Annotated in this window: 27 protein-coding genes; 2 read left to right on the forward strand and 25 right to left on the reverse strand. The window is 59.9% G+C overall.

Features of this window, described 5'->3' with window-relative positions:
* Positions 1 to 374: 374 nt before the first annotated feature.
* The 21 genes from GE107_RS20055 to GE107_RS20155 all read right to left on the reverse strand — a co-directional run bounded on the left by GE107_RS20055 (position 375) and on the right by GE107_RS20155 (position 16274).
* Positions 375 to 1904: a carboxypeptidase M32 gene (locus GE107_RS20055; protein WP_219641883.1), complete on the reverse strand. Its 1530-nt coding sequence runs from the start codon at positions 1902 to 1904 to the stop codon at positions 375 to 377.
* A gap of 27 nt (positions 1905 to 1931) precedes the next feature.
* Complete coding sequence (gene tsaD, locus GE107_RS20060) at positions 1932 to 3014, reverse strand: tRNA (adenosine(37)-N6)-threonylcarbamoyltransferase complex transferase subunit TsaD (protein ID WP_219641886.1); 1083 nt, start codon at positions 3012 to 3014, stop codon at positions 1932 to 1934.
* Complete coding sequence (rimI, locus tag GE107_RS20065) at positions 3011 to 3565, reverse strand: ribosomal protein S18-alanine N-acetyltransferase (RefSeq protein WP_219641890.1); 555 nt, start codon at positions 3563 to 3565, stop codon at positions 3011 to 3013. The genes tsaD and rimI overlap by 4 nt, the downstream gene beginning before the upstream one ends.
* Before the next feature lies 1 nt (position 3566).
* Positions 3567 to 4376: a tRNA (adenosine(37)-N6)-threonylcarbamoyltransferase complex dimerization subunit type 1 TsaB gene (gene tsaB, locus GE107_RS20070; RefSeq protein WP_219641893.1), complete on the reverse strand. Its 810-nt coding sequence runs from the start codon at positions 4374 to 4376 to the stop codon at positions 3567 to 3569.
* Entirely contained in the window at positions 4373 to 4879 is a 507-nt protein-coding gene (gene tsaE, locus GE107_RS20075) for a tRNA (adenosine(37)-N6)-threonylcarbamoyltransferase complex ATPase subunit type 1 TsaE (protein WP_219641896.1), read from the reverse strand. Before tsaE ends, tsaB begins: the two co-directional genes overlap by 4 nt.
* An 8-nt stretch (positions 4880 to 4887) precedes the next feature.
* Positions 4888 to 5910 carry a thiamine-phosphate kinase gene (thiL, locus tag GE107_RS20080; protein ID WP_219641899.1) on the reverse strand — a complete coding sequence of 341 codons (1023 nt, stop codon included), beginning with the start codon at positions 5908 to 5910 and terminating at the stop codon, positions 4888 to 4890.
* Between the two features lie 109 nt (positions 5911 to 6019).
* Positions 6020 to 6550, reverse strand: a complete 531-nt coding sequence (locus tag GE107_RS20085; protein WP_219641903.1) for a hypothetical protein — start codon at positions 6548 to 6550, stop codon at positions 6020 to 6022.
* A gap of 62 nt (positions 6551 to 6612) precedes the next feature.
* Complete coding sequence (locus tag GE107_RS27280) at positions 6613 to 6738, reverse strand: hypothetical protein (RefSeq protein WP_370636477.1); 126 nt, start codon at positions 6736 to 6738, stop codon at positions 6613 to 6615.
* Between the two features lie 4 nt (positions 6739 to 6742).
* Positions 6743 to 7789 (reverse strand): GyrI-like domain-containing protein, encoded by a 1047-nt coding sequence (locus tag GE107_RS20095; RefSeq protein ID WP_219641913.1) that lies wholly within the window; start codon positions 7787 to 7789, stop codon positions 6743 to 6745.
* On the reverse strand, positions 7786 to 8580 hold the full coding sequence (locus tag GE107_RS20100) for a VOC family protein (protein WP_219641916.1): 795 nt from the start codon (positions 8578 to 8580) through the stop codon (positions 7786 to 7788). The genes GE107_RS20095 and GE107_RS20100 overlap by 4 nt, the downstream gene beginning before the upstream one ends.
* 25 nt (positions 8581 to 8605) lie before the next feature.
* A complete protein-coding gene (locus tag GE107_RS20105) occupies positions 8606 to 9880 on the reverse strand; it encodes a GyrI-like domain-containing protein (protein WP_219641919.1) in 1275 nt (424 codons plus the stop codon).
* The gene (locus GE107_RS20110) at positions 9873 to 10094 is read right to left on the reverse strand and encodes a hypothetical protein (RefSeq protein ID WP_219641922.1); all 222 of its coding nucleotides are present in this window, start codon (positions 10092 to 10094) and stop codon (positions 9873 to 9875) included. The genes GE107_RS20105 and GE107_RS20110 overlap by 8 nt, the downstream gene beginning before the upstream one ends.
* Positions 10091 to 10669 carry a VOC family protein gene (locus GE107_RS20115; protein ID WP_219641924.1) on the reverse strand — a complete coding sequence of 193 codons (579 nt, stop codon included), beginning with the start codon at positions 10667 to 10669 and terminating at the stop codon, positions 10091 to 10093. The genes GE107_RS20110 and GE107_RS20115 overlap by 4 nt, the downstream gene beginning before the upstream one ends.
* A 72-nt stretch (positions 10670 to 10741) precedes the next feature.
* On the reverse strand, positions 10742 to 11503 hold the full coding sequence (locus GE107_RS20120) for an RNA polymerase sigma factor (RefSeq protein WP_219641925.1): 762 nt from the start codon (positions 11501 to 11503) through the stop codon (positions 10742 to 10744).
* A 343-nt stretch (positions 11504 to 11846) separates the two neighbouring features.
* Positions 11847 to 12005, reverse strand: a complete 159-nt coding sequence (locus tag GE107_RS27285) for a hypothetical protein (protein WP_370636478.1) — start codon at positions 12003 to 12005, stop codon at positions 11847 to 11849.
* 319 nt (positions 12006 to 12324) lie between these two features.
* On the reverse strand, positions 12325 to 13218 hold the full coding sequence (locus tag GE107_RS20130) for a PhzF family phenazine biosynthesis isomerase (protein WP_219641929.1): 894 nt from the start codon (positions 13216 to 13218) through the stop codon (positions 12325 to 12327).
* Positions 13219 to 13242: 24 nt separating this feature from the next.
* Positions 13243 to 14001, reverse strand: coding sequence for an AAA family ATPase (locus tag GE107_RS20135; RefSeq protein ID WP_219641932.1), 759 nt, complete (start codon positions 13999 to 14001; stop codon positions 13243 to 13245).
* Between the two features lie 19 nt (positions 14002 to 14020).
* Entirely contained in the window at positions 14021 to 14443 is a 423-nt protein-coding gene (locus tag GE107_RS20140; protein WP_370636471.1) for a GNAT family N-acetyltransferase, read from the reverse strand.
* A gap of 804 nt (positions 14444 to 15247) precedes the next feature.
* Positions 15248 to 15811 (reverse strand): FAD-dependent oxidoreductase, encoded by a 564-nt coding sequence (locus tag GE107_RS20145; protein ID WP_219641935.1) that lies wholly within the window; start codon positions 15809 to 15811, stop codon positions 15248 to 15250.
* Positions 15812 to 15927: 116 nt separating this feature from the next.
* Positions 15928 to 16113 carry an H-type small acid-soluble spore protein gene (locus GE107_RS20150; RefSeq protein ID WP_219641940.1) on the reverse strand — a complete coding sequence of 62 codons (186 nt, stop codon included), beginning with the start codon at positions 16111 to 16113 and terminating at the stop codon, positions 15928 to 15930.
* A complete protein-coding gene (locus tag GE107_RS20155; protein ID WP_219641943.1) occupies positions 16110 to 16274 on the reverse strand; it encodes a hypothetical protein in 165 nt (54 codons plus the stop codon). Before GE107_RS20155 ends, GE107_RS20150 begins: the two co-directional genes overlap by 4 nt.
* A gap of 106 nt (positions 16275 to 16380) precedes the next feature.
* Between GE107_RS20155 and ku the strand changes: the two genes are divergently transcribed.
* The gene (gene ku, locus GE107_RS20160) at positions 16381 to 17247 is read left to right on the forward strand and encodes a non-homologous end joining protein Ku (protein WP_219641947.1); all 867 of its coding nucleotides are present in this window, start codon (positions 16381 to 16383) and stop codon (positions 17245 to 17247) included.
* A 20-nt stretch (positions 17248 to 17267) separates the two neighbouring features.
* On the opposite strand, the gene GE107_RS20165 is transcribed toward ku, so the two are convergent.
* Complete coding sequence (locus GE107_RS20165; protein ID WP_219641950.1) at positions 17268 to 17504, reverse strand: hypothetical protein; 237 nt, start codon at positions 17502 to 17504, stop codon at positions 17268 to 17270.
* Between the two features lie 286 nt (positions 17505 to 17790).
* On the opposite strand from GE107_RS20165, the gene ligD reads away from it, so the two are divergent.
* Entirely contained in the window at positions 17791 to 18675 is an 885-nt protein-coding gene (gene ligD, locus GE107_RS20170) for a non-homologous end-joining DNA ligase (RefSeq protein WP_219641953.1), read from the forward strand.
* A gap of 27 nt (positions 18676 to 18702) precedes the next feature.
* Here the strand turns inward: ligD and cls are convergent, their stop codons facing one another.
* From cls to murJ, 3 genes are all read right to left on the reverse strand, one after another.
* Complete coding sequence (gene cls, locus GE107_RS20175) at positions 18703 to 20130, reverse strand: cardiolipin synthase (protein WP_219641956.1); 1428 nt, start codon at positions 20128 to 20130, stop codon at positions 18703 to 18705.
* 148 nt (positions 20131 to 20278) lie between these two features.
* Positions 20279 to 21421, reverse strand: coding sequence for a glycosyltransferase (locus GE107_RS20180; RefSeq protein WP_219641959.1), 1143 nt, complete (start codon positions 21419 to 21421; stop codon positions 20279 to 20281).
* Between the two features lie 39 nt (positions 21422 to 21460).
* Positions 21461 to 23041: a murein biosynthesis integral membrane protein MurJ gene (murJ, locus tag GE107_RS20185; RefSeq protein ID WP_219641962.1), complete on the reverse strand. Its 1581-nt coding sequence runs from the start codon at positions 23039 to 23041 to the stop codon at positions 21461 to 21463.
* Positions 23042 to 23065: the final 24 nt, after the last annotated feature.

Raw genomic sequence — 23065 nt, forward strand, 5'->3', positions numbered from 1 at the left:
GCGTCTCTTATGCAAGAGACGGCGGGCGTGTCGGCCAACCGCGGTACCACTCTCATTGACGCAAAATGCGTCCACCTCGAAACCCGGTCACGGGGGTGATCCGTTCCGGCGTACGCGGGCGCTGAAGCCTTCTCCGCCGAACCGCTCACAGGCGAGCTTCGGGACCCCATCCGCTGCGTCGCACCGACCCGCAGCTCTCTGACTGGAACCACGCAAAGTGACGTTAAGCGCTGTAGCTTCTTCCGAATCCTTTGCGTGGACCCCATATTCCGGGTATTTCCCTACTGTTCCTGATCATCGCGTTTGCTTCCGTATGTTCCCGGCTTGCGGGATTGGTCTTTATTATATTCACCGAGGAATGTTCTGTCAATTCTTTAAATTCCGTAAATGTCCGAATATTTTTCTTCGAAGTACCGCACGAGGTACTCGGGATTCAGCGGTTCCCCCGTCACCCGCTCGATCAATTCGGCCGGCATGTACACGCTGCCGTGGCGGTGAATGTTTTCCCGAAGCCACTCGCGGATCGGAGCGAATTCCCCCCGGCGGACGATGTCCTCGAAGTCCGGGAACTGCTTCAAGATCGTCCGGCGGATCTGGGCGGAGTACAGATTCCCGAGCGAATACGTCGGGAAGTACCCGAACGCCCCGTACGACCAATGCACGTCCTGGAGCACGCCCTCCGTGTCCGTAGGCGGTTCGACGCCGAGGTATTCGCGCATCTTCGCGTTCCAAATCGCCGGCAAATCCTTCACTTCAACCGTTCCCTCGACGAGCCCTTTTTCGATTTCGTACCGGATCATGACATGAAGGTTATACGTGACTTCGTCCGCTTCTACCCGGATGTAGGAAGGCTTCACGATATTGACGGAACGGTAGAAATCGCGCGCGGAAACGCCGTCGAATTTTCCCGGGAAATAACGTTTATAGTCGTCGAAATACCGTTCCCAGAACGGCAGGCTGCGCCCGACCATGTTCTCGAGGAAACGGGACTGCGATTCATGGATGCCGAGCGATACCCCGCCGCTGATGACGGACCCCTCAAACTCCGGATTGATTCCCTGCTCGTAAATCGCGTGGCCCGTCTCGTGGATGGTGGCGAAAAGGGAACTGCGCGGATCATTCGCGAAATAGCGCGTCGTGATCCTCACGTCGCCCACGTTGATCGTGCAGGCGAACGGGTGGGCGGTCACGTCGAGCCTTCCCGCGTCGAGATCGTAGCCGAGCCGGGGAAGGAGGTACAGGTTGAACTTCTCTTGCTGCGCGATGTCGAAATCGCCTTCGAAAACGTCGCGCGGCTGATCGGAGGAGCCGCGGATCCGGTCGAGCAGCCGGACGGTCTGTTCACGCAACGTTCCGAAAATGCGGTCCAACTGTTGGACGGTTAAGCCGGGCTCGTATTGGTCCAGATGGGCGTCGTACGGATGTTTCTCGTAGCCGTACAGCTCCGCGTATTGGCGGACGTACTCCACCGTGCGCTCCAGCGTCGGGCGGAACTTCGCGAAGTCGTTCTGCCGGCGCGCTTCTTCCCAGACGGTACGGGCATTGGCGGTATGGATCGTGAATTCCTTGTGCAGCGATTCGGGAATTTTCTTCTTCTGGTCGAATTCCCTTTTGCGCTCTCGCACGGCGGCCCGCGTCGGTTCGTCCAGCTGAGCCCCGGCTTCGGCTCCGGTAAGAACGTCCAGCAGCGCGCCCATACGGTCGGACGTGGCCAGGCGAAACAGCTCGGTGGACAGCGTGCCGCGCGCCTTGGCGAAGTAGACTTTGCCTTTGTGGGGCGCCTTCGTTTGCTGGTCCCAGCTCGCGAGGCTCAGCATGGAGGAGTAATGGGACATCGTTTCGTCCAACTCCTTGAATTGCCGGACAGCCGTTTCCAATGCTTCGGTGGAGCGGATTGCGGACATGGTCATCATCCTTTGCCGTCTATTTGGTTAGAGCCTTGACGCCTCGGTTTCCTTCACCGACCAGGCTTCCAACGACATCTGGGGGTCGGCTTTCATGTCCAGCGGCGTGAATTCGCCGCGCCGCCATTTGAGATCGGCGGCCGCCGCGATCATCGCGGCGTTGTCGGTGCACAGCTTCAGCGGCGGAATGAGCAGGGGCAGCCCCGCCTCCTCGCACAGCCGGGTCAGCTTGTCGCGCAGGCCGCGGTTCGCGGCCACGCCGCCGCACAGCAGCATCTGGCGCACGCCGAACTCGCGTGCCGCCTTCATGGCTTTGCCGGTAACGACGTCAACGACCGACTCCTGGAACCCCCGTGCCAACGCCGGGATGTTCAGCGCCTCGCCCTTCATGCCCGCTCGGTTGATTTCGGCCAGCACCGCCGACTTCAGCCCGCTGAAGCTGAAGTCGTAGGAATCCGGCTCCAGCCAGGCGCGCGGAAGCTCGATGGCCTCCGCGGCTTCCTGCGCAAGCCGGTCCACGTGGGGACCGCCGGGATAGGGAAACTTCAGCGCCCTCGCCACCTTGTCATACGCCTCGCCTACCGCGTCGTCCCGGGTTCGGCCGACGATGCGGAAGCTGCCTTCGCGCTCGAGCAGCACAAGCTCGGTGTGCCCGCCGGACACGACAAGCGCCATGGAAGGATATACCATTTCTCCTATGAGACGGTTGGCGTAAATATGACCGGCGATGTGATGGGTGCCGATCAGCGGCACGTCCAGCGCCATCGCAAGACCCTTGGCCGCGACGACCCCGACGAGCAGGGCGCCGACGAGTCCGGGCCCTTGGGTAACCGCCACCGCGTCGATCTGATGCAGGGCGACCCCAGAGGCTCGAATCGCTTCCTCCAGGATGACGGTGATGCTCTCCACGTGTTTGCGGGAGGCGATCTCCGGCACGACGCCGCCGAACTGGCGATGCGTGTCGATCTGGCTGGACACGAGGTTCGACAGCACCTCCCGTCCGTTCCGCACGACCGCCGCCGAAGTTTCGTCGCAGCTCGTTTCGATCGCCAGCAAATGATAAGGGCGTCCCGCGACGCCCGTCTCCGTCCGATTTTCCGCGGCCGTCATGCTTGCCCCTCCCCCCCGGACGTTTCCGATGCGCCCGCCGTTTCCGAATCCGCGGCGCCTGGGTCCGGGTCCAATTCGGCCCACATAATGAGCGCATCCTCCCGATTGTCCGAATAATAGCCCGGGCGCAGACCCGATGGATAAAAACCCGCCTTCCGGTACAGCGACTGCGCCGTATCGTTCGAGACGCGCACCTCCAGCGTGATTCGCTTGGCCCCGAGCCAGGAGGCCGTCCGCATCATTTCCCGAAGCAGCCGTTCTCCCAGTCCTTGCCCGCGGAATGGCTGGCGGATGGCGATGTTCGTGATGTGAGCTTCGTCGACGATCAACCACATGCCCCCGTAGCCGATGACGGTCCCGTCCCGTTCAAGCACCATGTAGCGGGCAAAATGGTTCTGCGTCAGCTCCGTCCGGAACGCTTCTTCCGACCACGGCGCCGTAAACGATTCGCGCTCGATTTGCACGATCGTCCCGATATCGTCAAGCGTCATGCTCCGGAAAACAAGCTCGCGCTCTTGCCTCGCTTCCTTTCGGGTTTCCCGATCCTCCATGTCAATCCCTCCGCGCCGCGGCCAGCAGCTTGGCCTCCGCTTCCGCCATCTGCGTGTAGTTGGGGACGAAGGCGTGGACCTCGTCCCTCTCCCCTCGCCGGAACCGGGAGACGGCGAGCTTCCCGACCGCTCCGGCTTCCATGGCGCAAGGGATCGACTGCACCTCGGCACCGCCCGCGGGTCCGGCCAGATAGAGCGCTTCATGCGGCGCGGTTTCCCCTACGAACCGGATCGCGGACACGTTGCCGTCCTTGGCCGCTTCTTGCCGCAACGCTTCCGCCCAATCGCCGGCCATCCGGATGCCGTCCGCGTCGAGGCGGGTCCAACCCCCTTCTTCGTCCGCGGCGAATCGCGCGGTGTACACTTGGCCGCGACGGGCATCCATGACCGGAACGATCCAGACGATGCCGGCGGAACGAGCCGCACTCGCTTCCGTTCCTTCACCTGCAGGCTCGGGCGATTCCCATGCTCCGAGAGCCAGCGCTTCCAGGCTGGAGATGCCAAGCAGCGGTTTGTTCCAGGCCCAGGCAAGCGTCTTCCCGACGGACACGGCGATTCGCACCCCCGTATAGGAACCCGGTCCCCGGCCGGCCGCGATCGCATCCAGATCCTTCGGCGTCAAGCCGCACTCTGCCAGCAGGCGTTTGATCTCGGGCACGATCAGCACGGAATGGTTCCGCTCCGCGTTCGACTGCACGGAACCGAGCACGGTTCCATCCCGCACGACCGCAGCCGCAAGCGTAGCGGTGGACGTATCGAAAGCCAGCGCCGTGACCGGCCCGGACGGCTGCTGCGTCGTTCCGTTCGTCATGGCGTCTCCTCCTCCGCGGCAAGCCCCATATCCCGGCACCAGCGCTCGTATTTGTCCCCGACCGGACGGCAGAGCAGCCTTCGGGATGTGGGTCCGGTATGTTCTATGTAGAGATGCAGGCGCTCCGGAGGCAGAATCGGTTCGATCAGCGAGGCCCATTCCACCAGCGATACGCCTTCCCCCAGAAAATATTCGTCCAGCCCGAGCTCGTCCGCTTCCGCAAGCGAGAGCCGGTACACGTCCATATGGTAGAAAGGCAGTCTTCCGCCTTCGTATTCCTTGATGATCGTAAAGGTAGGGCTGTTCACGATGCCGGGCACGCCGAGCGCGGCCGCGAACGCCTGGGCGAAACGCGTTTTGCCCGCGCCGAGATCGCCGTCCAGCGCCAGCAGCGTGCCTGCGTCCGCCCGGGCGGCCAATTGGGCCGCGAACGCCGCCGTATCGGCTTCGCTCTGCGCTTCCAGCACGTAGCTCAAGTTCCGGCCGTTGTTCGATTGTTCCATGATCGGCGTTATCCCTTCGCGAAATGATTGTAGCCCCGCTTGGCGATCGGCCGCAGCTTGGCGTCCGCTTCGCGCAGGAAGACGCCGGGCTCTCCTGCCTCCGTCTCCCCGATGACGAAGAAGGGCAGGCCTTCCGAGCGAAACCTCTCCCTGACGGCCGCCTCGTGTTCCCGCTTCGCCGTACCCAGCAGCACGTAATCCTCTCCGCCGTACAGCATCCAATTCAGGGGATTCATGCCGCAATCCGAGGCGTACGCGGCCAGTTCCCCCGACAGAGGAAGACGGGATTCTTCCAGAATGAGCCTGACGCGGGAGGCTTCCGCGATCTCCCACGCTTCGCTCGCGAGGCCGTCGCTCACGTCGTTCAGCGAAGTGGCCCAGCCGTTCCCGGACAGCAGGCGGCCGGCCATAACGGAGGGCTCGGGCCTTCGGTGCGCCTTGACGAGACGCTCCGGCGGCCGAGGGATCGCGCGCTTGCCGCCTCGCGGCAGCATGCCGTGCAGCCCGCCCGCCGACAAGCCGAGGGGGCCCGTCGCGAAGACGATTTCACCCGAGCCGGCGCCGCTCCGCCGAATCGCCCGCCCGGCTTCCACGCTTCCGGTGATCGTGACCGCCACGATCAGATGCTTCGGGGAAGAGGTCGTGTCCCCGCCGACCACCGCGACTCCGTATCGTTCGGCGCAGGCATAGAACCCGTCGTATAAGGACGACGTCCGTTCCGGTCCCCAAGCCGGGGGGACGCTGACGGAAATGAGCGCATGAAGCGGCGTTCCGCCCATGGCCGCGATATCGCTGACGTTGGCGGCGAGCGCCTTGTACCCGACGTCCGAATCTTCCATCGTCTCCGGGAGGAAGTGGGTCTCTTCCACCATCGTGTCCATCGCCAGCAGGAACTCGTGCCCGGGCGGCGGAGAGACGATCGCCGCGTCGTCTCCGATGCCCGCGATGACGCCCGCGGAAGCCAGCCTTTCCGGGGACTGTCGGCCCGCGGTCCAGCCGCGGATCAGCGCAAATTCGTCCGGTGAAGGCACGGCAGGTTCCCCTTTGCGGATCAGTTTGTCCTTATTATATCGGGGTGCGTCCGAACATGCAAAACCCGCCCGGCATGCCGCCGGACGGGCATTTGTGGACCGCGGTCCCTTATTGGATCTCGCGGGAAGCGATGCCGCCGCTGATCGATTGAAGAATCGGAGCCAGCGGAGCCGGTTGCTCGCCGAACTGGGACTGGCCGATGGAGCTGGTAGCCCCGAACGAAGCCCCGGCCGAGCCGAATTGCGTTCCGAACTGCGGCGCGAAGCCTCCGAACTGGGTTCCCATTGCGCCGAAAGAGGACTGGCCGATGGAGGACGGCGTGTAGGATTGGCCGATTTGTCCGGACTGCAAGGCGTTCTGCTGCGGCGACAACAAGGATCCGGCTTGCTGCATTTGGCGGCACAGATCCACTACGTGGTTCATTTGCTGAACGGCGCGGTCATGTTCGCGAAGCGTGTTTTGGATCGATTGAACCGCTTGGCGTTCACGCTGCATGATCCGATCCAGCTCGTTCATGTTTTGTTGCTCGTTATGCAGCATTTGCTGGTACACCTGCGTCGACTGATTCGTCGAGTTGATCAGTTGGCGCGCGATTTGCTCGCATTGAGCCGCAATACCCGAGAGGTTTTGTTGGTACAAGGCTTCTCTTCCCTTCGTTTGTTTTGGGCAACCTCGGATATTGTGGCTCGCGGGACGGAACATTATGCGCGGCGATAATGACGAAGCAGGTCGGTGACGAGAATCCCGTCGATCCGCATCCCTTCCAGCCGGCAGCCGCGGATGTCCACGCCGTCCAAATCGCAATTTTCGAACTTGGCGGTGCTCAGATCGCTACGTTTTGTCCGTCAGTCTCGTTTCCTGGACGCGCTTGCGGATGGGAAAATGAAGCTCGAACACCGAGTTTTCGTTGTCCACTCCCTGGTACCGCGCGTCATGGCGCTCGAATTCGTAATCGTCGATCGCTTCGTACTCCGACTGCGTCTGCCGCCAGTAACCGTGAAAATAATCCCACACCTGCCCGAAACCGCTCGCCTTCCCCCGATAGGTGACCACGAAGCGGTCATCGCCCGGTATTGTTCGGGCCGTCATCCCTTCCGGCAAAGGCGCCGCCGAATGCGGGTCCACCTCCACGCCGGCCAAATAGCGGAAATCCTGTCCCGGCCCGAACGGAGGCTCGTACTGGTACAAACCGATGGTGGCGTACGGCGGCAGGCGGTCGGCGATTTCGCCGATGCGGGGCATGAATTGCTCCTGCCATAATCGGGGTATGACGATTTCCGGTTTCTGCCCGCGCTGGTTCACGAACGACTCGAGGCCGACGATTTTGAGGGGCACGCCTTTACGGATTACCGTGCCGATAATACCGGGATAACGGCTGCGAATCTCATCGGGAACGCCTTCCTTGATCGGCGCGTAAATATCGAATTCAAAGTAATCGATTGTATCCGCGGGGATGTCGAATGGATTGACGGGATGCAAGCGATTGATCTCGTACCCCAATGAGCCTTCGCTTACGTCTCTCTCGTATGGACCGTTGCGAAACCATTCGCCCAAAAAATGATACGTTTCGTTCATGCGAGCGCGATCGCCCTTAACGGTCACTTTGGCGAATTTCTTCGCGGGGATCGCGATTCGCTCCAGGCCGGGAGGCAGGTTGTCGAACGTGCTGACCTCGATGCCGACCCACAGCGTCGTAACCTCCGTCGCCCACTGCCATTCGGGGATGAAGACAAGCCCGTGCTCCCGGTCCGCGACGTTCGGATGGCCGTCCAGCAGCCCCGAAATCTCCTTCCAGGCCTGACGTACACGTGCACCGTCCCTCGGGATCCGCAGCGCCGCCGCTTTCATTTCCGGTCTTGCGACGATATCGACGTTCACTGCGCTCCGCCCCCGTTCGGGTGGTGGTCCTGGCAAATCATGATGACGTTGCCGTCCTCGTCCCGGATGTTGAAGAAGGACACCTGGGGCAGCCGCTGGATGCCGTACACGATTTCGAAACCGAGCGATTGAGCTTCCTCCGCCGCCCTGTCGATGTCATAGGTTCCGAGCTTGAACAGCACGGGTCCTCGCTCGGGAACCGGCGCATTCTCCATCCCGTTCGAATCCAGCATCAGATGGGCTCCGCCGTCGAGGCGGAACAAATGAAGATGCCCGAAACGGTCTTGCTGCCGGACTTCGATTCCGAGCAGCTTGGCGTAACGGTCGACCGCCCGGTCTAAATTCCGAACCCAGAGGAAAACGGAATCGATATGCGGTTGGATGCTGCAATGGGCTCTTCCGCCGTCAATGCCGCCGAATGCCAAATGATAGCCGTCCGGATCGGCGACGATAAATTCTTTCCAAGGACCTCCGTCGGCATAAACGACCGGCTCCCGGGCGATGACGGCCCCTTTGGCCGTGAATTCCCGGTACAGGCTGTCGAGCGCCGCCCAATTCTCGACGTAGGCGTAGACGTCGACGCCGAGATCCGACCCCGGCTCCGGCGCGTTGGGCCGAACGGCGGAAGGGTCCGGCGCCTGGTGAAGCTTGAGCGCGAGTCCGCTCAGTCCGTCGCGCTCCGCCCACCAATCGGTCACGTCGAAGCCTAGCACTTCCCGGTAATACCGCTGTGAACGCGCCAAATCCGATACCATGAACACCGCGAGCGAACTTCCGATTTGTTTGGGCATGAATGCGAAATCTCCTTATCGTTTATCAACGTTTCATATGAGCGATGACTATGCGGTTGCCGTCCGGATCGAGCAGCGCGAATTCGGACAGGTCGGGAAACCCGTCCGGTTCCCCCGCGAGTTCGAAGCCGTGCCGTTTCACGTAATCAAGCGCCGCTGCCAAATCTTCCGTCTCGAAATAGAAGACTTTCGAGAAGGCTTTCCCGTTCAGATGCCGGTTCTGATCCAGCAGCAACGCCGCTCCCCGTGTTACCGGTACGGAATAGATCGGGTGCGCGGCATTCTCTTCGTCCGCGGGCAAGCCGAGCAAATCCGTATACCAGCGCGCCGCGGCCCGCATGTCTTTCACGTCGACGAACGCGCCGCCGATCCGGGGCAGGATCGGGCTTCCCGCCGGCAGGTCGTCGTCCGGATCGGGAGCGGCGACCCAGCATGCCATCTGGACGTTGCCTTCCGGATCGCGGAATTCGCAGAACGCCATGTCCCCGTATCGTTCCGGCTCCAACAGAGGTTCGGCTTTCTCCCGCAGATACCGGTAAGCTTCGTCGATGTCTCGGGCCGGAAACATGACACGGGGCTTCATGTCCTCGCGCCATGCCGGGTTCTGGCGGTTCCCGGAGTTGTCGTCGAGAATGAGGTGCGCGCCCGGAAAGGCGAACCAGTAAACCGGGCTGCCGTTCAGCCGGTCTTCGCGGACGGGAACCCCCAGCAGCCGGCTGTACCATTCCGCCGATTTGCGCAGATCCGACACGTGCACGAACACGCTGCCGACCCGATTCTCCAGGGGTACGGGCTTGGCCGGTTCGATCGGAAACCAGATGTCCATCACCGATTCCGGATCGTGGTTCCCCTTGTACCGTTCGTCGTAATATTCGAACTCGACGCCGCTTCGGGACTTATAGCCGGATTGCGGCAGCCATTCCTCCCGGAAATGCCGGAACGCTTGGCCGATCTCGTCGATCACTCCTTGGCGGGTGACCACGCAGTACAAGCCGCCGGGGAACTTGGCCGCGGTCATCCCTTCCGGGACGCGTTCCGCGCGGGATACGCCGACCGCCGCCATGTAATCGAACGGGCCGCCCGGCTCGCAGTCCGGACCGAACAGGCAGAGGCCGTACGCCCCGCCGGCGACGTGTTCGATCTCTCCGGCTCTGTCGCTGAATCTGGGCCACAGCCGGGCGATTTCGTTTTGCGACGGAGGGACGTCAGCGGACGGATCGAAGTGGATTCGCTCCCCGACGACTTGAAAATCGTTTTTCCAGACGACGCGCGTTTGGATGATGCCTGTCGCGTTAACCAACGTAGACCCTCTCCTTTTCCGAAATGCGGATGATCATCCCTTCCGGCGTGCGGACATGGAACCGGCATACTCCGTCGAGCTCCCCGCAATCGCCCGTTGCCACTCCCCGGGCAGACAAACTGCGGTAAGCGTCATGAATATGCGGCGTTTGCAGCGAGTAGTAAGCACGTCTGCCGGCTTCACGGACCGCCTCTCCGAACACCTCGTCCTTCATCCGATCATCGTGACGATCGTTTCGCCCGCTCCGACCTTCAAGTCGGCTCCGTCCCCCCAATGATGATGCAGCGTAAATCCGAGCACGTCCTCGTACCACCGGATCGACGCCTCCAGGTTCGCCACCGGGACGAAAACGGCCAGCACGCGGTGGAACATCGGGGGAAGAGGGCCGGGATAAGCCGTATGGTAGAGGGACGATTCCTTCTCATGGCATATGCCCAGCACGTTGCCGTCCGGGTCGGACATTTCGCACACGTTCATCCAAGGGACTTCCATGACGTCGGTGGTGCGGACGTTCCGGCCGCGCAGCCATGCCAGGTGGAGGTCCTCCCAATGCGTGTAGAAGTTGAAGCAGGGGACGTGACCGTCCCGGTGCAAATGCGCGAGCGGCTGGAACGCCTCCGTCCCCGCGGTTTCCACAAGCGTAACCAGCGTTTCTCCCCGGTGCACTTGCAGGTCGATCTCCTTCGCTCCGCGGCGCGCGATCCGGAACTCGAATTCCCGCTCGTACCATTCGGACGCCTTGCGGACATCCGGCACCGGGACGATGACCCTGTCGATCCGTTCGAACATGGCCGGTCTCCTTTCGATCTTGTCTTCGCATCCATAACGTCCGAACGCCGCCAAACCATACACGCGCCAAAATTAAATTTCTCCGGTGACGATCAGCATATTGCCGTCGGGATCGCGGAACGTGAAGGACAGCCGGCCCGCGCAGGCACGGATGGCCTCGATGCTTGAACCGCTTTCAAACAGGCGGAGATAGGCGCCGTAAATCAATCGGGGATCGTGGCGGCGGAACACTTCCGTCACCGCTTCGAGAAGCTTGGCGGTGAGCGCGGGATCGCCTTGCGGCTTCTCCGGCTTCACGGATGCCGGAGCCTTCGGGGCCGCGGATTCCCGCCCGGCGAGCTGCCGCAGCCGGCTGCGCGCCCGGGAAAGGGCCACTTGCACGGAGCCCTCGGCCATGTCGATGCAGGATGCCGTCTGTCTGGCCGTAAGCTGGAATACGTCGCACAGCAGCAAAATGACGAAGGACTTGGGCAGGAGGCGGTGCATGAGCAGCTCCAGCATCTCGCGGGTCGCGTAAGGATCCGGTATACGGGACCCGGGATCGGCACGCTCGGGCAGCTTCTCCGGAGAGACGGGGACGCTGTGGCGGTTTTTGCGGACGCGGTCGATCCACAGATTCCGTGCCGCCCGGAACACATAGGGACGGTTCGGCGTCACCTCCGGCGCGCTGCGGCAGCGGTCTATCACTTTGATGATCGTGTCCTGGACCAAATCCTCGGCCTCCCAGTCGCTGCCGGACAGGGACCGGCAATAGCGAAGGAGCTCCGGCCTCAGATCGGACAGCCGCTCGGCAAGCTCCAAGGCGTACGGCTTATCTTCGGGGGGAAGGTTCATAGGTTGGTTTGCGCTCCGATGGAGAGAATGGCCTAGCTTCTATGAGTCTCAGAGTCACTCGTTGCGACGAAGCCTTGTTGAAGTCCAATGCGAATATATATTCGCCTTTTGGGTGGAAAATCCTTCTTCTGGCGAGTGGAATTTTAAGTGCGAGGGAAGGGAAATTTTGTCGCAAGTGAAGATTTTAGGGGGAAAGAAGGGGATTTTGTCGAAGTGTCGGGAGATTGATTTTCTTGTTTGCGCTTGACATGCCCATATCCCCTTCGCTCAGGGATGCGGGCCACGCGGATGGTTGGTGGAAGGAGGGGTGCCTTGGCAGGTTGACCGCAGCGGGCTTTCGTATTCACGCATCCCGCAATCGGAATAGCTTGGCTCCGTGCGGAGGCACGTACGCCTCAAGATGCTCCCCGCTCATTCCAAGATCTATCCGCTGCCATAAATCCCGCACCGATTTCGGTTCATGAATCCCTATATCCCGCAAACAACCCCATCCCGCGTACATATGAAACAAAGAATGAAAATATTCCTGGGCTCCGGGCTTGGCGGGATCTACACCATACATGTCGGTGTTCCATGGGCAAATGGAGTTGATATGGGGCTTTCCCTCTGACTTCCGCCTCCGTGACGGAAGCGCCATAGCAATCCCAGCTGTTCCACCCCATCGGCGGGGTCTTGGCGACCTGCTGCTTTGCGATAGCCATCGAGAATATCCCCCTCATATTTGACTGATGTCAAATCGGCAGGGCCATGATCGATCCGTTTACCAATTATAAACTTATGAAATCCTGATTTGGCATATGACGAATGGCACGCCAACCGCTTCACACTTCGAACTCCCGGACATAGACGGCGCAGCCGATGATCCGCACCTCCATGGAATCCCCTTCCGTCCGCCGGACTTGCACCTGGACCCGGCCGTCGCGGCCTATCTCCAGCCCCTGCTCCACGATCAAATCGGCGGACTCCCGGCCGGGCTGCAAATACGTCAATGCATAGGCTCCCATGACGCCGGAAGCCGTGCCGGTCACGGGGTCCTCGATCGTGCCGGAGTAGGGGGAGGAGAAATGCCGGGCGTGCATATGCGCCTGCGGATCGACGGTCGCCAGTCCGAACGGGTGAACGGAGGCACGAGGACGCTCGGCCAAGATGTCGGGGAACCGCCGATTGTCGGGCTTCATCCGCGAGAAACAGGCCAAATCCGCGACCGGCACGAGCAGCGTCCAGATTCCCGTACTGCCGTACATGATCGGAAGTTCGGGATGGAGATCCCGCTCTTCCAGCCCGATCGAACGAGCCAGCATCCCGCGATCCCCGCCGAAAGGCTCGAAACGGGGGCGGTCCTGCATCATCCGGATCGACCAATCCCCTTCAGGCTCCCGCATTAATTCCATCGGCAGGTTCCCCGCCCGCGTTTCCACCGTAATCCGGTCCCTCCCTTCGAACCACCCGTTCGTCTTGAGGTGATATAACGTCGCTACCGTTGCGTGGCCGCACAGATCCATTTCATGGCCGGGCGTAAAATACCGCAGCCGAACGTCGGCCGTCTCGCTCGTCTGGATGAAGGTCGTCTCGTTGAACCCGACCGCCGCGGCGATCCGCTGCATCTCGTTTTCCGGCATCCCGTCCGCATCCCGCACGATGCCGGCCGGATTTCCTTTGCCGGGAATCCGGGAGAACGCCTCGTAATGGAGCACAGTCGCTTTCGTTTCGTCCATTGTAATTGCCGCCCCTTTTTTCGCCTATTCCAGCTCGTCTTCTTCGTCAAACAAATTCCGAAAATAACGCTCTCTATGATTGAGAAAATCCCTCGTCAAACGATAATGCTCCGTGTCCTCGTATTCGGCCCGGCGGATGGAATCACCGTCGAACTGCAGGATATCCGCCCCCGGGTACGCCATCAGGATCGGGGAGTGGGTCGCGATGATGAATTGGGCGATCCCGCTCCGCTCCATGTCCCGCAGCACCGCCAGAAACGTCAACTGGTTCTGGGGCGACAGCGCGGACTCGGGCTCGTCCAGCAAATACAAGCCCTGCCTGCCGAACCGGCCGCCGATAAAAGACAGGAACGCTTGTCCATGCGACCTTTCGTGCAGCGACTTGCCGCCGTACGGGGCATAGGCGCCCCGACCGATATAGGGATCCTTCGCCATTTCGTCGATGTAATCCGCGAACGCGTCGAACGTCTCCGCCCGGAAGAACAGGCCCCCGTTCACCTTCGGCATCCAGGACAGCCTGAGGTATTCCGCGAGCGTGACATCGTCCTTCTCTTTGCGGAGAACGAGGTCTTTCCCGCCGACGATGCTGAAGCCGCAGCTTTCTCCGATCGCCTCTAGCAAAGTCGATTTGCCCGATCCGTTGTCCCCGACGAAGAAGGTGACGTCCGTTCGCAAATCCAAGGCTTCGAGCCCCCGGATCGCGGGAATGTCGAAGGGATACCGGTTGCGATCCTGCGGCGGCAGCCTCGTCCAATCGACGGATATGCGTTTGAGAAACGGCATCCGGCGCACTCCTTTCGCGTCAGTTCGGAACGATCGGCTTTCTCATGAACCGTTCGGCGTCCTTCACGAAACCGTATTTCTCGTACAATCCGTGCGCGTCCGCCGTGGCCAGCATGCCGGTAATTCCCTTGAGCTCCTCTGAGCCGATGATCGCTTCGACCATCGCTTTGCCGATGCCGGAGCCCCGGTGATTTTCGTCCACGAATACGTCGCAGAGATAGTACGCCGTAGCGCCATCCGTAATCACGCGCGCGAATGCGACTTGTCGCCCCTCCGCGTCATACACGCCGTAGCAGCGGGAATTCTCGATCGCCTTCTTCGTCCGCTCCGCTTCTCTGGCTTTCGCCCAGTAGCTGCGCTGAAGGAAGCCGAGTACCGTTTCGAGATCCAGCCGGCTTTTGTCATCCGAAATCAAATAGGTTCCGAACGGAATATGCACCACGCAACGCCTCCCACTCCATGGTTTCTCTATCATATCCCATCGGAGCTGCTCGGGAAATGGGATTCGCCGCTCAAGTCCCGCCAACCGCCGCACCGCACCGCTTCGCCGGTCTTCTCGCTTAAACTGCCGCCGATCGCGACCACCAAACACCTTTTCTCCGCTCCCGACGACACCCCTCAACACCTTTTTCTTCGCCCCCGCCGCCGCCGCTAAACACCTTTTTCTCCGCCCCGCCGCCACGACCTCCGCAAGCCTTTTCTTGTGTGGCCGATATGTTCGAAAAAATCGTGTAACTCGTGCGGATACGGGACTGCGGCGGGGGGAGTTGTTCGATAATATCGTGTAACTCGGGCGGATCCGGCACTGCGGGGTACGTAAGCAGGTGATTAGTGGCTGTGCGCAACAATTTTCACGGTTTCCCTCTCACACTACCCGATTAGTTTCCCTGCGCCACTATTTCCTCGGTTTCCCCCGCACACCCGCCGATTCGTGTTCCTGCGACACTATTTCCCCGATTTCCCTCGCACACCCGCCGATTAGCGTCCCTGCGCCACTATTTCCTCGGTTTCCCTCGTATACCCGCCGATTAGTGTCCGTGCGACACTATTTCCTCGGATTCCCTCGTATACCCGCCGATTCGTGTTCCTGCGCCGCTATTTCACCGTTTCCCCCGCACACCCGCCGATTCATGCCCATTGGCGCACAATGCTCTCTCCGAACAAAAAAAAGCCGTCCCTTGCAGGCCGGACCTGCTTCATGGGACAGCTTCACGCTTGGTATGACTTGGCGTTCCCGACGTATCCGTCAGCTCTTCAGCACATCATGGTCCACGTAGCGTTCGCCGTTGATTTCGCTGATGACGTTAATCGCGACTTTGGCGCCGTCTCCGGCCGTAATGATCGTGTGCATGCTGACGCCCGCGACGGTTCCGGCGGCCCAGACGCCCTCGAGGTTCGTTTGGCCGTCCGGCGTGCAGTCGATGACCGTCTTGATCCGCGGTTCCGTGCCAGGCTTCGTCCGGATGCCGCTGGCTTCCGCCAGGTCGGTGAACATGCCCGTCGCGATGATCACGTGCTTGGCTTCGTATGTGCCGCCTTCCGTCTCGACCGTAACGATCCCGTCCGAAACGCTCAGCTTCGTCACTTTGGCCGATACGATTTCCGCGCCGAATTTCTCCGCCTGCTTCTTGCCCGCCGCCACCAGGTCCGGACCGGTGATCTCCGGCGCTCCGTAGTGGTTTTCGATCCATGCCCGCTTCGTCACGCTCTGGTCGCTGTCCAGCACGATCGTTTTCTTGCCCGCCTTGGCCGTGAACAAAGCAGCGCTGGCCCCTGCCGGTCCCGCTCCGATGACCGCGATCTCATACATCTTCCCCACTCCTTCGCCATGAATGAATGATCAAATCTGCTTCAATTTTAGCACAGTTTCCAAACACTTACAAAAAGAATGGGCGGCCGCTTCCCGCGTACCGCCCCAACCTGATCTTAATGAGCTTCCTGAAGCCGCTCGACCGCCACTGTCTGCGTATTAACGGGATTCTGCCCGATCTGCACCGTGGCGACTCCGTTCTCCTTGTCCACCTTCTCGATCCAGACCGATTCTCCGCTGTCGAGATGGACCGGAATCGTATCCTTCGATTGGAAAATTTCCATCGCGCGTTCCGCGTTCATGGGTTGTCCGCCTCCATCGCATCCGTGGTCGTTTCGGTGATCAAACCGTTCTGGGACGTCACCTGGCCGCCGCCTAATCCTTCGTTGATCATGCGGTCCACGTCCATGTCGTATTCGTCCCTGCCTTCGAAAATCGCGTCTTCCAACGTCTCGTCTGCCACTTGCGCTCACCTCTTCCTCAATATTCCCGCCCCGGTTGATTCTCATACGGTTGGGCATTCTAGGAACGACCCGTCGCCCGAACGACGAACAGAAGGAGCGATTCGCATGCATACGGTCTGGAAAGGCGCCATCAGCTTCGGCCTGGTGCACGTCCCCGTGAAAATGTTTACCGCGACCGAGGACAAAGACGTTCATTTGCGCTACATCCACAAGCCTTGCGGAACCCCGATCTCCTATACCCGGTCCTGCCCGCACTGCCAGAAGGAAACGGAGTGGGAAGAGATTTCGAGAGGCTACGAATACGAAAAGGGGCGGTTCGTGCTGTTCGAGGGCGAGGAGCTGGACGCGATCAAACCGGAGAACACCCGCACGATCCAGATTCTCGACTTCGTCGATTTGACGGAGATAGACCCGCTTTATTTTCAGAAAGCCTACTACTTGTCTCCCGACCAGGCGGGAGCGGGAGCCTACAGCCTTCTTCTCGAAGCGATGCGCCAGTCCGGCAAAATCGGCATCGCCAAAATCGCCATCCGCAGCAAAAGCAGCTTGGCCGCCATCCGCGCGGTCGAGAACTGCATCTGCATGGAGACGATGCATTATCCCGACGAAATCCGCAGCCTGCAGCTCGTTCCCAATCTGCCTGCCCAGACGAACGTAAATGATCGCGAGCTGACGATGGCCAAAATGCTGATCGAGCAGCTGTCGACTCCGTTCGAGCCGGAGAAATACACGGACGACTACCGCGTCGCTCTGCTTGAGGCGATCCAGCGCAAAGTGACGGGCCAAGGCGCAGACGTCGTTACCGCTCCGGCCGCGGAGCGCACGAACGTGATCGACCTCATGGCGGCTCTGCAGGCCAGCCTCGAAGCGGTCAAGGCGGCGCCGCCCGATCCGGCCGCGGCCGCCGGCGGAACCCGCACGGCGAAGAAACCCCGCGCCCCGCGCACCCGCAAAACCGAAACGGCTCCTTGACGGGAGCCGTTTCGATTTGCTTAGGAAAACAAGTCGGAAGCCAGAAGCAAATCCATGCCGGCGGCTCCGAAAATCAGGCCTCCGAGCCGGATCATCTGGGAATAGGAGGCGGGAGGATCGCCGGAGACCCCGCTCCCGTGCAACATCCGCCAAATGAACCGGGGATGGAGGGCAACGAACCAAGCGGTGCCCGTAGCGACCACGACCAGCATCATCAGCATGAAGGAAACGAGGGGGGCGACAGGCGCCATGTCCATCAGGGTCCCACCTTCGGTTGAGCTTCTCTCCTTTCTTATGTAAATGGAGGTTCAAACGTGCAAGCGGATCTTGGCGGTCCCGGGAAAATCTGCAGCCTATGCGGCGCTTCCCCGCCGAGCGGGCAGAGCCCATTGCGTTCGTAGATCCCAGGGGCGTCTTCGGTTGCGAGCAGAAATCTCCTCGGGCCCTGCAGATCGGGATAGAGGTGAACGCTTTCCTCGACGGATGGCCGGGCCGGGAATGGGCAAAATGGGAAAAAGCCCACCTGGCGAGGAGGCCGGCCCAATGCCCGCGGCGGCGAAAACGATCCTGAAGCTCGGAGATTACGAGCTGAACGTCACGCATCCCGACAAGCTGATTTGGCCCGACATGAACATCACCAAGCTGGAGTATATCCAGCAGCTCGCGAAGCTGGGGCCATACTTGCTCCCCCATTCGCAAAACCGTTATTTGACGACGATCCGTTATCCCGAAGGAATCGCGGGCACGTCATTTTACCAGAAAAACGCCCCCAAGCCGACGCCCGACTTCGTCCGGACGGCGATGGACGGAACGATCAACTACGTCGTGCTGGATTCGATGCAGACGCTGGTGTGGCTCGGAAGCTTGTACAGCCTGGAGCTGCACGTCTCCTGCGAAATCATCGGGGACCCGCTCCCCGACCGGTGGATTCTCGACATCGATCCGACGCTCGAAGAGGAGCCGCGGATCATGGAAGCGGCGTCGTTAGTCGGAGATCTGCTTCATTCGCTCGGACTCGACGCCGTTCCGAAAACGTCCGGCGCCACCGGCGTGCAGGTCGTCATGCCGATCGAACGCGGCCCGACCTATGACGAACTCCGGGCGTTCGGGAAGTTCGTCTCGGAGTACCTGACCGCCCGGAATCCGAAGCTGTTCACGGTGGAACGGTTCAAGAAAGATCGGGGAACGCTCATCTACCTCGACTATCTGCAGTTCCACCCCGGCCGGACGCTGGCCGCCCCTTATACGCCGCGCGCCCGCCCCGGCGCACCCGTGTCGACCCCGCTCACCTGGGAGGAAGTCGCCCGCAATCCTTCCGCGACCGATTTCAACCTGCTCAATATCGAAGAAAGGCTCCGCGCCCGCGGCGATCTGATTGCCCGCATGAAGCCGCAGCCTTTAAAACGTGTAATCGCCGGCATGAAATGAGAAGCTGGCGAATCCGTCCGTTTCCCGTTACAACAACGGCGACAGCATCCGCGCCAGCGCCTGCTTCGCCTTGACGCTGCGGGGACGTTTGCGGAAAGCGGACAGCTCGATTTCCCGGCTGTCGCGCAAGTCCTGCAAGAAATCCTGCTCCAGCTCCCCGATCCGCTGCGCATCGAACAGCAGCGCATTCGTCTCGAAATTGCTGAAGAAGCTCCGCAGGTCCATATTGGCGGTCCCGACCGAAGCCATCAGCCGGTCCACGATGACGACCTTCGCGTGGATGAAACCGCGGCTGTATTGCCAGAACCGCACGCCGTAGCTCATCATCTCGTCGACATAGGACATCGTCGCGGCGTGCACGAGATACGTATCCGGCACGAGCGGCACGATCAACCGAACGTCGACGCCGCTCATCGCCGCGATTTTGAGCGCCATGGCGATGCCGGCATCCGGAATGAAATACGGCGTCGTGATCCAGATCCGCTCCTTCGCCACCGACAGAGCGGCGAACAGCGTCTCGTGGATGGCGTCGTCTCTCCGGTTCGGGCCTCCGGCCACGATCTGGACCGCTTCCCTTCCGGTGCACTGGTGAACGGGGAAATACTCCGGATCCTTGGGGTTCCTACGGGTCGCCGTCTCCCAATCTTTGAGAAACACTTCCTGCAAACCGTAAACCGCGTCGCCTTCCAGCTGCAAATGCGTATCCCGCCAAAACCCGAGCCGCGGATGTTTGCCCAAGTACTCGTCCCCGATGTTGATGCCCCCGACGAACCCTTTCGTTCCGTCGACCACGAGAATTTTGCGGTGGTTCCGGTAATTCATCCTCTTCTTCATGAAAGCCGGCCGAAGCGGAAAGAAGCTGGCGTATTCCACCCCCGCTTCCTGGAGAGGAACGAAATACGCTTTGCCCAGTTTAATGCTGCCGATTCCGTCGTACAACAGCCGCACTTGAACGCCTGCCTCGGCTTTGCGAATCAGCTCGTCGCGGAACTTCCGTCCGGTCTCGTCGTCCCGAATGATGTAGGAGGAGAAATGGATATGGTGCCGCGCGCCCCGAATCGCTTCGAGCATCGCTTCATAGGCTTTCTCCGCGTTCGTCAGCACCTTCGTTTGGTTGCAGCCCGTGATCGGAGCCGCCCCCGCCTTGCGCAGAAGCTTGAACAGCCTCTCCTGATGGGCGAACTCGGGACTCGGCATCTGATCCGGCTGGGAGATCAGATGGCTCTTGGCGATGATCTCGGCGCGGCGCTGCTCGTCGATGCCTCCGCGCCGGCGCACGCGCCTGCGCCTCTGGTATTCGCGGGCCAGGAAATAATAGAGGACGAATCCGACGATCGGGAACAGGAACAGAATGAACAGCCAAGCCATCGCATTGGCCGGCCTCTTGTATTCCAGCACCAGAATGGTCGCCGCCTGGAAGACGAAGATGACCAGTACCGCGAACAGCCATTGCATGCGCGAACCTCATTTCGGCGAAAACTTGTCAGAGGATTATTATACCATCTTTGCCCGCCAAGCGAGGCCCGTATCCGTATAAGGCTGCCGTGGGCGATTCGAAAATAAGAAACGCCCCGCAGAGACCGATCTCCGCGAGGCGATGCAGCTACGCAAGAAACTTCCTGTAATTCTCCCCGAACAGCTTCTCGTCCCGGATGAAGCGGGAGAACAGACTGGTCGTATTCGGACTCGATTCCGCCGCTTCTCCCCGTTTCAGCCGATTGAGCAATTTCCTCAGCTTATCCGTCAAATCGCTTCGGTTCTCCGCCTCGAACGTATCGCCGAGTCCGTACGTTTCGATCGTATACCCGATTTCTCCGTGGTTTGGGCCGAGCACGAATTTATGATGGGCCGCCCCTTCCGTAAGAGGGCCGCTGATACCCGAGAACATGCCGCGGTAGGGCAAAATGACGGCATCGCATAACTCCAGGTATTGGGTTTTGAGGGATTCCGGAATGTACCGGATGTCTTTATGAAGCCGATCGGCGATCCCGTACTCCATCGCCCAGCGGTCCAAATCCGCTTCCGTGAAATGATCCTCCGAACCGGCTACGATAACCGTGAAGTCCAAGTCTCGCAAGTACGACAAGGATTCCATCAGGATATCGATCCCTTTGTCGTACCGCATCCCCCCGAAGCACAACAGATAGGGCCGCTTCCGTCCGGACAAGGCATGGAGGATATCCTGCTCCTGAGCGTCTACTCCGCCGGATTCCCTTTTGAAATAGGGAATATGGATATTCGCCACCTTGCTTTCGTCGCAGCCGTCCCGAAGAATGCGGGCATGGGTGAAATTGCCGTGTACGGCGACTTTGTCGATCACCCGGAGCTTTAATAGCAGGAACATGAGCCACCGTTTCAGTCGTTTCGTCGGATACCAATGCAGTGTACCCGTCACCCGGATTCCGGCCGCCAGAGGCATCGCCAATAACAAGGAAACGATCGCGCTATCGAGATGGAACAGGTGCACCTTGTCATATCCGTATCTGCGCGCGTATAGGAACATGCCGAGCAGGCACATCGTCCTTCGCAACAGGCTAAGCCGACCGGTGGAGTCTCGAAGAGGCGGAAGGTTTCGAACTTTGATGCCGCAACCCTTCAACTCGGAGACCAGTTCCTCCCCCGCGTTCAGCGTATAATAGCCGACTTGATCGTACTGGTTCTGTTTACTCAGATGCTGCATGACCGTCAAATTATACAGGCGATGATGCCCGTCGCTTGAGAGATCGTATCCCAACAATCGGCTCATGCCGTTCGCCTCCTCAAAACCGTGCCGTCCGGATTTCCGTCATGCCTTGCCTTCGGCCGCGCGGGATCCTGCTCTTCTCCCGATCGGGAGCTTGGTTGAAAGCTTAGCCCAAACGAAGTTTACCTCTTCGACCTTCCACCACTTCACGATCAGAAAATAGAGGAGCAACGCAGTCCCGCAGAAAACCGCCATCAGGACAATTTCTCCGAACTTATTCAGCACAAGGCTCTGCATGCTGATCCGGAAGGCTCCGTACGCGATGGAAGAAGAAAGCGCGGCGGAAAAGGCGATTTTGAAAATGAACGACGCGGAAACTCCGAGGGCATGATCTCTATACTTCCTCTTATAGGCGGAGACCAAATAAAAGAAGGCTGCGGAAAGCGAAGCCACGGTGGCCACCGCAAGACCCAAATAACCGATTCGCGGTACCAGAAGCAAACTGAACGCGATGAAGCCGCCCGTATAACCCAAGGAATAGATGATGGACGATTTCAAATATCCCCGGCTGAAGAAGAGCTTGTTGAAAAAATCCCGAAGCGGCATAATGACGATGGCAGCGGATAATACGAGAAACGCGGACGCCGTCATCCGGGTGGCATCGGCATCGAACGCCCCTCTTTCGAAGAGAGCCCGAATGATGCTGGTCGAAAACAGCATGCAAATGAAGAATACCGGAGTCATCATGAGCAACAGGCTTTTGATGCCGGTCGACACGATCGTATCGTATTCGCGCTGTTTCTTCTCCGCCAGCATTTGGACGGCGGAAGGGTAAGTCGCGCTCACGAGTGCCGTTCCGAACAAGGTGACCGGAAGCATGATAATCCGGTTGGCGTAGTTAATGGCAGATGCGCTTCCGACATCCAGATATGCCGCGAAGTACCGGGAAGCGAATACCATAGATTGGTCGATCAGAACCATGGTCATAATCGGCATCGATAAAGCGAACAATTTTCGCAGGTATTCGTCCTTCACGCCCATATATCGCTTGTAACGGATTCCCTTCGCGCGCAATACGGGAATTTGCACGGCGACCTGAACCACGTTCCCGATCACGAACCCCAACGCGACGGAATAAATGCCTAATGATTGATGGAAAAGGATCATGAATAGAATGACGACGATATTGTTAATGACGGTCATGAAGGCCGGTGTCGTAAAATGGTTCACGCTATTGAGAACCGTGGATTGCGCGTAGGATAATCCGAAAAACAGCATGCCCGGCAGCAGGATCCACAGCAGTTGCTCGATCTTCTGGTGCGACGCCGGATTGTCGGCGAAAAAGGCGGACAGCCAATCGCTGAGACCGTAGCATACCCCAATCACGACCAACATGATGACCAAGAACCAATTGATCGTATTGCTGAACATCAAGGAGGCTTCTTCCGGGCTCTTGTTCACCCTTTCTTTGATAAACAAAGGGACAAAACCCGTTAAAAAAATGGAACTGACGAAAGCCAGAATAATGGAAGGGACCGTATAAGCAAACAAGTAGGCGTCCGTATCGAGATCGGCTCCGTACTGAGCGGCGATGAGCACTTCCCTGAACAATCCAAGGAAAGCGCTGAGCAGATTCCCAGAAAACAAAATGATCGCGCCGGATACGATGGCTTTTGAGTTCATGAAACATCCCCTAGCAGATTGATA

The sequence above is a fragment of the Cohnella sp. CFH 77786 genome (assembly GCF_019400745.1).
GTDB lineage: Bacteria > Bacillota > Bacilli > Paenibacillales > Paenibacillaceae > Cohnella.